This is a genomic window from Actinomyces sp. zg328 (genome assembly GCF_009829635.1).
In the GTDB taxonomy this organism is placed as follows: domain Bacteria; phylum Actinomycetota; class Actinomycetes; order Actinomycetales; family Actinomycetaceae; genus Actinomyces; species Actinomyces marmotae.
Map to the genome: position 1 here is coordinate 1 of NZ_VWPE01000032.1, position 12,861 is coordinate 12,861.

Below are 12,861 nucleotides of genomic sequence, written 5' to 3' on the forward strand. Positions count from 1 at the left end.
GCCGGCCTGAGCGGTGCCGGCGGTGCCGGCCTGAGCGGCGTCGGCGGCGTCGGCGGCGCCGGCCTGAGCGGTGCCGGCGGTGCCGGCCTGAGCGGCGTCGGCGGTGCCGGCCTGAGCGGTGTCGGCGGTGCAGACAGTGCCGATGGCGGTGCCGGCGGTACCGGCCTGAGCGGTGCCCCTCGCGCGCTCTCGCTCGCGCGCCCCGCCCCTCCTCTCACGCGTGCCCGCGGCAAGACCGCGTTCGTCGCTGCTGGCGCGGGCCCGTGCACCGGTCCGCGACGGGGCTGGGAACGGCCCCGAACCGGTCTCGGTGCTGTTTTCGACCGGTCTCGGTGCTGTTTTCGACCGGTCTCGGTGGGAGGGGCGGGAATTCCTTGCGGAGCCTCCGAGGCTCCTGCTATTGTCATGACAACGCCGTGATGACGCGCGTTACCATCATCGCTCCAGCACTTCTATGACAGAGACGTCGGAAGGAAGAAGGAATTCGGATGAGTACGAAGAAGCCCATGGGAATTGGCGTGATCTCCCTCGGCTGGATGGGGCGGCTCCACGCGCGCTCTTACCGATCCCTGCCCGAGCGCTTCCCCGAGCTCGGCATCGCCCCCCGGCTCGTCGCGGCGGCGGACCCCATCGACGAGGCCCGCGCGGCGGCCGTCGAGGACCTCGGGTTCGAGCGCGCCTACGCCGACTACCGCGAGCTGCTGGCCGACCCGGATGTCGAGGCCGTGTCCATCTGCTCCCCCAACTTCCTGCATCACGAGATCGCCATGGCCGCTATCGAGGCGGGCAAGCCCTTCTGGATCGAGAAGCCCATGGGGGTCAGCGCCCAGCAGTCCAAGGAGATCGCCCAGGCAGCCCAGGCCGCCGGCCTCGTGAGCGCCGTCGGCTTCAACTACCGCCACACCCCGGCCATCGAGTACATGCGCCACCTGGTGCGCTCGGGCGAGCTGGGCCGCATCACCAACGTGCGCGTGTGGTTCATCGCCGACTACAACGCCTCCCCCATGGGCCCGCTGACCTGGCGGGCCTCGCGGGAGAAGGCGGGCGCCGGCGTCGTCCCCGACCTCATGAGCCACGGGGCGGACCTCGCCCAGTACGTCGTCGGGCGGATCGCCTCGGTCTCGGCGGCCACCGGCACCTTCATCACCGAGCGCCCCATCCCCACGAAGATGGGCATCGGCCACTCCGGCTTCGAGATCGGCGATGAGGTCGGCCCCGTGGAGAACGAGGACTACGTCGCCATGCTCGTGCGCTTCGACGACGGCGTCATCGGCACCATGGAGTCCTCCCGCGTGTCAGTGGGACCGCGCGCCGAGTACGTCGTCGAGGTCTACGGCACGCGGGGATCGGCCCGCTGGAACTTCGAGCGCCTCAACGAGCTCGAGGTCTGCGCGGGCATCGACGGCGGCCCCACCCACGGCTACACCCGAGCCATGGCGAACCCCGCGTGGGGCCAGTGGCACCGCTACCAGCCAGCCATCGGCACCTCCATGGGCTTCGACGACATGAAGTCGATCGAGGCCGCCCAGTTCATCGAGTCCATCACCACCGGCTCCCAGATCGCCCCCTCGGCGGCAGACGCCTGGTGCGCTGCGGAGGTCGATGAGGCCATCGTCGCCTCAGCCGCCGACGGCCAGTGGCACGAGGTGGCGCGAGTCGACGGCGCGACGACCTTCGACCGCTGATCCGCTCCCCCAGACCCCCGGCGGCCCTCCGCCGGCGGCTCCCCGGTCCCCGGCATCGTCGCCGGGCCGGGAGCCACCCGGGCGATCCCGCCCATGTCTCGATCCCACGGCGCACTCGCCGATCATCCAAGGAAGCCATCCATGAGTCAGACCAGTAGCGACCTCTCCCTCAGGGGCATCACCAAAGACCAAATACGCCAGGCGGTGGCCGAAACCCCGCCATCGGGCAAGCACCGCGGCATCGGCGCCGTAGCGGCCGTCGCCACCCTGGGCTCCCTCCTCTTCGGCTATGACACCGGCGTCATCTCCGGGGCGCTGCCCTACATGTACATGCCCCACGACGCCGCCGGGCTCCAGCTCACCAGCGGCCAGGAGGGCGCGATCGGCGGCACGCTGCTCATCGGCGCGGCTCTCGGCGCGCTCTTCGGCGGGCGCCTATCCGACCGCTACGGGCGCCGGCACAACATCACGATCCTGGCCATCGTCTTCCTCCTGGGGGCGCTCGGCACGGCCACCGCGCCCAACATCTGGCTGATGTACGTCGCCCGCTTCATCCTGGGCTTGGCCGTCGGCGGCGCCTCCGCCACCGTGCCGGTCTACCTGGCCGAGACCGCGCCCAAGCGCATCCGCGGCTCCATCGTCGCCATCGACCAACTCATGATCGTCACCGGCCAGCTCCTCGCCTTCGCCATGAACGCCGCCATCAGCGCGGCCCGCGGCGGCCCGAGGATCACCGTCGAGGCCGACCCCTCGGGCTCCGGTCTGGTCAGCCTCGGCGAGCAGTCCTTCGACAACCTCGCCCACCTCCAGGCCTCCCAGGGCGGGCCGCTGTCATCGGCCGAGTACCACGAGTTCCTCAACCAGCTCGTCATTTCCCACGGCAACGGCGAGACCTGGCGCTACATGCTCGTCCTGTGCTCCATCCCGGCCGTCGCGCTGTGGATCGGCATCCGCCTCATGCCCGAGTCCTCCCGCTGGTACGTGGCCAAGGAGCGCCTGTACGACGCCATCGGCTCCCTCAAGCGGGTGCGCGACGAGTCCAAGGACGGCCCGCTCGAGGACGAGCTCATGGAGATCGCCGAGGCCCGCCAGCACGAGTTGGAGATCCAGTCCAAGCGCCTGGGTCTGGGCTACGTGTGGAGCACCCCCTGGCTGCGCAAGCTCATGTTCGTCGGCATCTTCCTGGCGATCGTCAACCAGACCACGGGCGTCAACACGGTCATGTACTACGCACCCAAGGTCCTGGAGTACGCCGGCATGTCCTCCTCCTCGGCGATCATCGCCCAGGTGGCCAACGGCGTCATGAGCGTCATCGGCTCGGCGATCGGTATCTGGCTCATCATGCGCTTCCGCCGCCGCCAGATCCTCATCGCCGATGTCACCGGCGTCGGCATCTGCCTGCTGGGCATCGCCGCCACCTTCACCCTGTTCATCGCCCCCCACATGGACAACGGCACGCGCCCGCCGTCCTGGGCGGCCTTCCTCATCCTGGGCCTGATGTCGGTGTTCATGCTCATCGTCCAGTCCTCCAACGGGACCGTCGTGTGGACGATGCTCGGCGAGATCTTCCCCGCCAACGTCCGCGGCATCATGAACGGCACCGCCGTGTTCTGCATGTGGATCGCCAACGCGATCATCACCTGGACCTTCCCGCACATGATGGAGACCCTCGGCGGCGGGATCACCTACACGATCTACGGCGTGCTCAACCTCGTCATCGCGCTCATCCTGCTCAAGATGATGCCGGAGACCTCCGGCAAGTCCCTGGAGCAGATCGAGCACGAGATGGAGGAGCGCTACTCCTGACGGCCCCACGGCCGCCAGAAGCCCCTACAATTGTCCTGACAATGCGGCACGCCCGCCGCGGCGGGCTCGCGAGGCCCTCCTCGCGAGCCCGCCCGGGCACCACCGACGGCGCCCGGGAGCACCACCATGCGAAAAGGAGCAATGATGTCCTTCACCCTCGACCCCGCCACCGCCATCACCGACCCCCATGGCATCACCTGGGGCATGCACCCCATCACCTGGCGCAATGACGACATCCCCGAGGTCGGCGCCTTCAACACCCTGGAGGACATGCTCCTCGACCTGGCCGACACCGGCTACCGGGGCACCGAGTGCGCCGGCTTCTTCCCGCCCAAGGAGGTGGTCAAGGCCGCGGCCGAGGCCCGGGGGATCAAGATCGTCGCCCAGTGGTTCTCCTCCTTCATCGTTCGCGACGGCGTCGAGGCCGTCATCCCGGATTTCGAGGCCACCTGCTCCTACCTGGAGTACCTGGGCGCCACCCGCGTGGTGGTCTCCGAGCAGACCGGCTCGGTGCAGGGCAAGCGCGACGTCTGCATCTTCACCAACAAGCCCACCTTGACCGACGAGGAATGGGGCGTCCTGGCCGACGGCCTCAACCGCCTGGGCGACATCGCGCACGCCCACGGCCTGGAGCTCGTCTACCACCATCACCTGGGCACCGTCGTCCAGACCAAGGCTGAGACGATCCGCCTCATGGAGGCCACCGACCCGGCCAAGGTCTCCCTCCTGTTCGACACCGGGCACGCCTACGTGGGCGACGGCGATGTCATGGGCCTGCTCGAGGCCTGCATCGACCGCATCAAGCACGTCCACTTCAAGGACGTGCGCCCCGAGAAGATGGCCGAGTCCAAGGCCGCCGACCGCTCCTTCCTCGACTCCTTCCTGGCCGGGATGTTCACCGTGCCCGGGGATGGCACGATCGACTTCACTGAGCCCTACCGCTTCCTCGTGGACCACGGCTACGACGGCTGGATCCTCGTCGAGGCCGAGCAGGACCCGGCCATCGCCAACCCGCTGGAGTACGCCCGCAAGGCGCGCGCCTACATCGAGAGCGCGCTGCTGAAGGCGTGATCCCGCCCCGAGGCCGCGCCAAAGGCCCCGGGTCCCGCCTCCGCGCCGGCCGCGCCCCCTGACGGCGCCCCCATCCGGACAGTGGATGGGGGCGCCGTCGTCGCCGTGGCGCCCGCGGCCCCGGCTAGACTGCTGTGGCACGCAGCCGCCAGTCAGGAGCCCTATGAGCCCGCACGCCGCCACGCAGAGCGATATCGCGCTGGCCGCGGGTGTCTCTCGCTCGCTGGTCTCCCTGGCCCTCGCCGGATCGCCGAAGGTGGCCCGCCACACGCGCGAGCGCATCGAGGAGGTGGCCCGGGACATGGGCTACCGCGTCAACGTGGCGGCCTCCTCACTGGCGCGGCAGAGTTCGTCGATCATCGGGCTGGTGCTGCCCAACCTGCGCAACGCCTTCTTCGAGCGCATGGCCAGGTGCCTCAACGAGGCGGCCTCCCAGCGGGGCATGACGCTGTTCGTCACCGTGGGCTCGGAGGACCCCGTGGCGCTCCACCGGGCGATCGACTCCCTCCTGGGCGTGCGGGTGGCGGGGATCGCGATGGTCTCGCCGTGGCTGCCCGGCCAGGACGTGGTGGCTGTGGGCGAGGAGGTCGCCACCTGCGTCATCGGGCGAAGGAGCCCCGGCGGCAGGATCGACGCCGTGCACATCGATGAGCGGGCGGCGGCCGGGCTCGTCGTGGCCCACCTGCGCGAGCGGGGGGCGTCGTCCCTCGTCTACGTGCGCCCCCGGACGGGCGAGGCGACCTCCCGCCTTGAGAGGGAGGCCGCCCTGGCCGACGCCGCGCGGGAGGCGGGTCTGCCACTGGCCGTCTACGGCTGCGCCGACGAGGCGGGGCCCGCCGTGCGGGCCGCCGAGAGCACGCATCCCGAGCCACTGGGCCTGGTCATGCACAACGACGTCCTGGCGATCGACGCCGTCGCCGCCCTGCGCACCGCGCGGCGCGGCCAGGACGCCCCCGTGCTCATCGCCTCCTACGACAACACCTACCTGGCCCAGCGTGAGGAGTTCTCACTGACGAGCGTCAACCAGCCCGAGGCCGTCATGGCGGCTCGGGCCATTGAACTCATCTGCCAGCGGGCGGGGCTGGGGGCCCAGGATCCCCTGGTCGACGACGAGCCGGCGCGCAGCGTCGTCCTGACCCCCACCCTCGCCATCCGCTCCTCCTCGGCGCGCTAGCGCGTGGCGGGCACGCCGCCCGGCGGAGCCTCACCCATGTCCGGACAAAAGATCAGACCTCCGGCCGCGCCCTTGACACCCAATGACGCCGGTGAAAGCATTACCCCTACCGATTCACGCGCGTGAACCATGGGGATCCCCGCACCGGCGAGATCTCCATCCGCATCCGTCAATGAAGACAGGAAGGCAGCCCCATGAGCGCTTCACCCGCCTCGCTGTCCGTCGCCGTCATCGGCGCGGGCATGGCCGGCACCACCCACGCCAACGCGTGGCGCCAGGTCGGCACCGTCTACGACCTCGGCCTGCCCAAGGTCCGCCTGGCCGCCATCGCCGACGCCTACGAGCCCTTCGCCGTCGACGCCGCCGAGCGCTACGGCTACGAGAAGGCCGTCACCGACTGGCGCGACATCGTCGACGACCCCAGCATCGACATCGTGTCCATCGTGGTGGGCAACGCCCTGCACCGCGAGATCGCCGAGGCCCTCATCAAGGCCGGCAAGCACGTCCTGTGCGAGAAGCCCCTCGCCGACACCCTCGACGCCGCCAAGGCGATGGCCCAGGCCGAGGCCGCCCATCCCGAGGTCGTCACCTCCACCGGGTTCACCTACCGCCGCAACGCCGCCGTGGCCGAGATCAAGAAGCTGGTCGCCACCGGGCACCTGGGCGAGATCAACCACATCAACGCCCGCTACTGGTGCGACTACGGATGCGACCCCTCCACCCCCATGGCCTGGCGCTACTCCGGCCCCATGGGCTCGGGCGCCCTGGGCGACGTCGGCTCCCACCTCATCGACACCGCGGAGACCATCTGCGGCCGCCTCGTATCCGTCTCCGGCGGGGCCCTGCTCACCGCCATCAAGGAGCGCCCGGTGGCCAAGGGCCACGTCACCCGCGGCACCGCCCTGGACGACTCCGACGCTGAGATGGCCCCCGTGACCAATGATGACGTGGCCTCCTTCACCGGCGTCTTCGAGAACGGCGCCGTGGGGACCTTCTCGGCCTCGCGCATCGCCTGGGGCATGCCCAACGCCATGATGATCGACGTCCACGGCTCACGCGGCCGCGCCTCCTGGGACCTGGCCCGCACCGGCGAGATCATGGTCGATGACGCCTCGGCCCCCGCTGGGCTCTCCGGCCCGCGCCAGGTGCTGGTCAACCCCACCTTCCCCTACTTCGAGCGCGGCTCCTCCATGGCCTTCGGCGGGGTGGGTCTGACCCAGATCGAGCAGTTCACCTACCAGGCCCACGCCTTCCTCCAGCAGGTCGCCGGCGTCACCGGCGAGGGTGCCCTGCCGCCCTGCGCGACCTTCGCCGACGGCTACCGCGAGATGCTCATCGCCGACGCCGTCGCCCGCTCCGCCGCCAACGGCGGCGCCGCGGTGGACGTCTCAGCCTTCTGAGCCCCGCCCGGCCCCCCACCCACCCCTTGATCGAAGGAGATCACCCGCCATGGCACTCAACTACGGCGCCTACACCGCCTGCCTGTCCGACCGCCCCCTGACCGCCGCCCTCGATGTCCTCAAGGAGGCGGGGCTCACCGGCGCGGAGGTCAACGTCGGGGGCTTCATCCCCTCGCCCCACTGCCCCGTAGACGCCCTTCTCGCCTCGAAGGCCGCCCGGGAGGACTACCTCGGGATCTTCGCCGAGCGCGGCATGAGGCTCTCGGGCCTCAACACCTCCGGCAACCCCACCTCACCGCTGCCCAACGAGGGCCTCAAGCACGCCGAGGACATCCGCAACGCCATCCGCCTGGCCGGGGCCCTGGGCGTGAGGGAGATCGTCACGATGTCCGGCACGCCGGGCACCGACGCCACCGCCAAGTACCCCACCTGGGTGGTCAACCCCTGGAACGGCATCGACATGGAGATCCTGGACTACCAGTGGGGCGTCGTCGTGCCCTTCTTCAAGGAGATCGACGCCCTGGCCCGGGACAACGACGTGCGGGTCTGTCTGGAGCTCCACCCGCGCAACCTCGTGTTCAACGTGCCCTCCTTCGAGAGGCTCATCGAGGAGACTGGGGCCACCAACATCAAGGTGAACATGGACCCCTCGCACCTCTTCTGGCAGCAGATGGACCCCATCGCGGCCACCAAGCGCCTGGGCGAACTCGTCGGGCACGTCCACGCCAAGGACACCAAGATCTTCCCCGGCGCCGCCTACCGCGGCGTGCTCGACACCGACTTCGGCCGCGTCGCCGCCGATGCCGAGGGCAGGGTCCCGGTCGCCTACGGCTACTGGTGCAACGCCTGGCCCCAGGACCCGGCCTGGCGCTTCGTCGCCCTCGGCCTGGGCCACGACACCGACTACTGGGCCGAGTTTCTGCGTACCATCGAGCAGGTCAACCCGGAGATGAACGTCAACATCGAGCACGAGGACGCCGAGTACGGCAACGTGGAGGGCCTCAGGCTCTCCGCCACGAACCTCCTGGCGGCCGCTGCCAAGCTCTGACGGCGCCATGACCAGGGCGTAGTGTCCTGCTCGATCCCCTATCAACCCCTTCTCACCCGACGGCGGGCCGGCCATGCGCGACGCACTCCTCCTCCCCCAGGCGCTCATGGCCGCGCCCGCCGCGGCCCTCCCCGACGCCGTCACCCTGGGGCCGGCGCCGGCCTGGGCCCTGCTCATCGTCAGCGCCCTGCTCGTGGGCCTATCCAAGACCGCCCTGCCCGGCGTCACCACGATCGCCGTAGCCATGCTCGCCCAGGTGCTCCCCGCCAAGGAGTCCACGGGCGTCATGCTCCTGCTGCTCCTGGCCGGGGACCTTCCCGCCATCTGGGCCTATCGCCGCGACGCCGACGCCACCATGCTCAAGCGGCTCGTGCCGGCCGTCGCCTTCGGCGTGCTGATCGGCGCCCTGTTCCTGCGCGTGGCCTCCGACGCCCTCATGCGCCGCGTCATCGGCTGGGCGCTCATCATCCTCATCGTCATCACCCTCGCCCAGCGCGGGCGCGGTCGGCGCCAAGGCGACCCCATGCCCCAGGCCACGAGCGCGGGAGTATCACCGGGGGACGGCACGGGCTCGGCCTCCCGGGCCGGCTCCTCGCCCATTGCCCGCATGGTTCACGGAGCGCTCGCGGGCTTCTCCACGATGGTGGCCAACGCGGGCGGGCCCGTCACGAGCCTGTACTTCCTGGCCTGCCGCTACCCGGTCAAGGCCTTCCTGGGCACGACCGCCTGGTTCTTCTTCCTGGTCAACCTCACCAAGCTCCCCTTCAGCATCGCCCTGGGGATCATCCATGCGGACGCCCTGGTGCTCGTGGCGGCCCTCATCCCGGCGGTGCTGGTGGGAGCCCTGGCCGGCAGGCCCCTGGCCGACCGCATGCCGCAGCGCATTTTCGACCCCATCGTCATGGCCCTCACCGTCGTCGCGGCCCTCCCCCTCGTCGCCTGGTCCCCCGTCCCGGCCGGATGAGCGGCCTGTGGGTGTTCCCACAGCCGCAGGGGCGCGCGCTCAAGGGTCTTTGGTCGCCCTCGGGCACGGAGAGGGGCACAATCGGTCATGAGCGCCGGCCGCCGCCCGGCGCCGCTCGACGTCGAGATGAGAGAAGGACCAGCACCGTGGCGCGCAGCATCTACATCGCATCCCCCAACGCAGGAACCGGCAAGTCGACCGTGGCCCTCGGCCTGGTCAACGTGCTTGCCAAGGTCGTCGCCAAAGTCGGCGTCTTCCGCCCCTTCGTGGACTCGCGCGCCGAGCACCCCTTCCTCGACCTCCTCCTGACCCACTCCGGCTCCTCGATGCCCGCCGAGCAGTGCATCGGCGCCACCTGGGACGAGTTCCACGCCGACCCCGAGGGGGCGCTGCCCCGGATCGTCGACGCCTACCGCGCCGTCGCCCGCGAGCACGACGTCGTCATCATCGACGGCTCCGACTTCACCGACGTCGCGGGCAACCCGGAGCTGTCCTTCAACGCGCGCGTCGCCGCCAACATCGGCGCCCCCATGCTCCTGGTCGTCTCCGGCGCCGGGGCCCCCGAGGATGTTCGGGCCAGCGTCGAGGTCTCCATGGCGGAGATCTCCGACAACCTCGCGCGCACCGCCGCCGTCCTGGCCAACCGCTGCCCCGAGGCCTCCCGCCAGGCGATCGCCGAGGCCCTGGGCGGCATCGAGGGCGTCACCGCCTCCACCCTCCCCGAGGTGCCCCTCCTGTCCGCCCCGTCGGTCGGGGAGATCCTGGGCGCGGTGGACGGCACCCTCATCTCCGGGGATCCCGCCCTGCTGGGGCGCGAGGCGGAGTCCGTCCTCATCGGGGCCATGGACGTCTCCCACCTCCTGGACCACCTCAAGGAGGGCCAGCTCGTCATCGTGCCGGCCGACCGCTCGGCCGTGCTCATCTCCCTGGCGGCCGCCCAGGCCTCCTCCACCTTCCCCACGCTGTCGGGCCTCGTGCTCAACGGCGGCTTCGACGTCGCCCCGCACGCCCTGAACATCGTCAAGGGCCTCGGGCTGACCCTGCCGATCATCACCTCGCCCTTGGACACCTACGCCGCCGCCTCAGCGGCCGGCTCGGTCAAGGGCTACCTGGCCACCGCCTCGAAGCACAAGTTGGACGTGGCCATCACCGCCTTCGAGCAGGAGGCCGACATCGCCTCCCTCATGGCGGCCCTCGAGGTCGAGCCCTCCGACGTCGTCACCCCCATCATGTTCCAGGCCGAACTGGTGGAGCACGCCAAGGCCCGCACCACGACGATCGTCCTGCCCGAGCCCGACGACGACCGCGTCCTGGAGGCCGCCGACGCCATCCTGCGCCGGGGCATCGCCGCCATCGTCCTGCTCGGCGATGAGACCACGGTCCGCTCGCGCGCCGCCGAGCTCGGCCTGGACATCTCCGGGGCGCGCGTCATCTCGCCCTCGGACCCCGAGCTGCTGGAGAAGTACGCCGCCGAGTTCGCCCGCCTGCGCGCCAAGAAGGGCGTCACCCTGGAGCAGGCCCGGGAGAAGGTGCAGGACGTCTCCTACTTCGGCACCATGATGGTCCACATGGGGGACGCCGACGGCATGGTCTCCGGCGCCGCCCACACCACCGCCCACACGATCGTCCCCTCCTTCCAGATCATCAAGACCAAGCCGGGGACCTCCATCGTCTCCTCGGTCTTCCTCATGCTGCTGGAGGACCGCGTGCTCGTCTACGGCGACTGCGCCGTCAACCCCGAGCCCACCGCCGAGCAGCTCGCCGACATCGCCATCTCCAGCGCGCAGACGGCCCGCCAGTTCGGCGTTGAGCCGCGCGTGGCGATGCTGTCCTTCTCCACCGGGACCTCCGGCCAGGGCGCGGACGTGGACAAGGTCCGCGAGGCCACCGAGCTGGTGCGCGCCAAGGCGCCCGAACTCGCCGTCGAGGGCCCCATCCAGTACGACGCCGCCATCGACCCGACGGTCGCGGCGAAGAAGGCCCCTGGCTCGGCGGTGGCCGGCAAGGCCACGGTCTTCATCTTCCCGGACCTGTCCAGCGGCAACATCGGCTACAAGGCCGTGCAGCGCTCATCGGGCGCCGTCGCCGTCGGCCCGGTCCTCCAGGGCCTCAACAAGCCCGTCAACGACCTGTCCCGCGGGGCGCTGGTCGAGGACATCATCAACACCGTGGCCATCACCGCGGTCCAGGCCCAGGGCTGACCGGCCCGTCGCGGCCTCCCCCTCCCCTCTCCCCCCTACGAAAGGCAGACATGACCACCCGAACCGTCCTCGTCATCAACTCCGGCTCCTCCTCCATCAAGTACCAGCTCGTTGACCCGGACTCCGGGGCATCCCTGGCCTCCGGCCTCGTCGAGCGCATCGGCGAGCCCGAGGGCGCCATCAAGCACAAGCACGGCGAGGACGTCACCGAGCTGATCGGGCCCGTGGCCGATCACGGCGCCGGCCTGACCGAGGTGCTGCGCCTCTTCGATGAGAAGGGCCCCACGCTCGCCGAGGCGAACATCGTGGCCGTGGGCCACCGCGTCGTCCAGGGCGGCAAGCACTTCTCCGGCCCGGCGCTCATCGACGACGAGGTCGTGGCCACCATCGAGAGGCTCGTGCCGCTCGGCCCCCTGCACAACCCCGCCCACCTCAAGGGCATCGAGGTGGGCCGCGAGCTCCTCTCCGAGGTTCCGCACGTCGCCGTCTTCGACACCGCGTTCTTCCAGGACCTGCCCGAGGAGGCCGCCCGCTACGCCCTCAACCGGGAGGTCGCCGACGCCTACGAGATCCGCCGCTACGGCGCCCATGGCACCTCCCACCAGTACGTCTCCGGCGTCGTCGCCGACATGCTGGGCCGCGACGACCTCAAGCAGGTGGTCCTCCACCTGGGCAACGGGGCCTCCGCCTCCGCCGTCGTGGCCGGGCACGCCAAGGACACCTCCATGGGCCTGACCCCGCTGGAGGGCCTCGTCATGGGCGGGCGCACCGGGGACATCGACCCCGCCGCCGTCTTCCACCTGGCCCGCGTGGCCGGCAAGAGCGTGGACGAGATCGACCACCTCTTCAACCGCGAGTCCGGCATGAAGGGCCTGGTCGGGGACAACGACATGCGCGCCGTCCGGGCCCGCATCAACGCCGGGGAGCCCCAGGCCCGCGAGGCCATGGACATCTACCTGCACCGCCTGGTCAAGTACGTCGGCGCCTACACCGCCGTCATGGGCGGCCTTGAGGCCCTCACCTTCACCGCGGGCATCGGCGAGAACGACGCCAACCTCCGTGCCGAGCTCTGTGAGCGCCTGGCCCACATGGGAATCAAGATCGACGGCGAGGCGAACGCCCTCCGCTCGGATGAGGCGCGTATCATCTCAACTCCGGAATCCACTGTCACCGTACTCGTGGTTCCCACCAACGAGGAGCTCGCGATCGCGCGCCAAGCGATGACCCTGGTTCAAGGCTGATCTGAGGCCTCCCTGGCGCCGCCAGTAGCGCTCCTCGAATGGGCCCGGTCGCAGCTCCCCGCTGCGGCCGGGCCTCCTGCTTCCCACCGGGTGCCCGGCCCGCATGCGACCGCGCGGGATCCCTCACGCGAGCGCCGTCGGGCGCCGGGGCCCTCAGAAGAGCGTGCCGCGCTCGGCGCGCAAGCGGGCGCGTCGGGCGGCCGTGGCACCGGGCACCGCGGTGGGCGCCTCGGTGGGTGCCGCAGAGGCGCCGGCGGCCGCCCGGGGGGCG

The 12,861-nt window shown here is 70.6% G+C and carries 9 protein-coding genes; all 9 read left to right on the plus strand.

Going from position 1 to position 12,861, the window contains the following annotated elements; all coding sequences use genetic code 11:
• Positions 1-488 precede the first annotated feature (488 nt).
• The 9 genes from GVV75_RS09680 to GVV75_RS09720 all read left to right on the plus strand — a co-directional run bounded on the left by GVV75_RS09680 (position 489) and on the right by GVV75_RS09720 (position 12,590).
• The gene (locus GVV75_RS09680; protein WP_159626019.1) at positions 489-1,685 is read left to right on the plus strand and encodes a Gfo/Idh/MocA family protein; all 1,197 of its coding nucleotides are present in this window, start codon (positions 489-491) and stop codon (positions 1,683-1,685) included.
• Between the two features lie 141 nt (positions 1,686-1,826).
• Positions 1,827-3,491, plus strand: coding sequence for an MFS transporter (locus tag GVV75_RS09685; RefSeq protein ID WP_159814542.1), 1,665 nt, complete (start codon positions 1,827-1,829; stop codon positions 3,489-3,491).
• A gap of 144 nt (positions 3,492-3,635) precedes the next feature.
• Positions 3,636-4,562, plus strand: a complete 927-nt coding sequence (gene iolE, locus GVV75_RS09690; protein ID WP_159814544.1) for a myo-inosose-2 dehydratase — start codon at positions 3,636-3,638, stop codon at positions 4,560-4,562.
• A 163-nt stretch (positions 4,563-4,725) separates the two neighbouring features.
• Positions 4,726-5,736, plus strand: a complete 1,011-nt coding sequence (locus tag GVV75_RS09695; RefSeq protein ID WP_159814546.1) for a LacI family DNA-binding transcriptional regulator — start codon at positions 4,726-4,728, stop codon at positions 5,734-5,736.
• Between the two features lie 194 nt (positions 5,737-5,930).
• Positions 5,931-7,136, plus strand: coding sequence for a Gfo/Idh/MocA family protein (locus GVV75_RS09700; protein ID WP_159718074.1), 1,206 nt, complete (start codon positions 5,931-5,933; stop codon positions 7,134-7,136).
• Between the two features lie 49 nt (positions 7,137-7,185).
• Positions 7,186-8,184 carry a sugar phosphate isomerase/epimerase family protein gene (locus GVV75_RS09705; protein ID WP_159814548.1) on the plus strand — a complete coding sequence of 333 codons (999 nt, stop codon included), beginning with the start codon at positions 7,186-7,188 and terminating at the stop codon, positions 8,182-8,184.
• A 106-nt stretch (positions 8,185-8,290) separates the two neighbouring features.
• Complete coding sequence (locus GVV75_RS09710; RefSeq protein ID WP_159814552.1) at positions 8,291-9,148, plus strand: sulfite exporter TauE/SafE family protein; 858 nt, start codon at positions 8,291-8,293, stop codon at positions 9,146-9,148.
• A gap of 146 nt (positions 9,149-9,294) precedes the next feature.
• Complete coding sequence (pta, locus tag GVV75_RS09715) at positions 9,295-11,349, plus strand: phosphate acetyltransferase (RefSeq protein WP_159523953.1); 2,055 nt, start codon at positions 9,295-9,297, stop codon at positions 11,347-11,349.
• Positions 11,350-11,399: 50 nt separating this feature from the next.
• Entirely contained in the window at positions 11,400-12,590 is a 1,191-nt protein-coding gene (locus tag GVV75_RS09720) for an acetate/propionate family kinase (protein WP_159814550.1), read from the plus strand.
• Positions 12,591-12,861 lie beyond the last annotated feature (271 nt).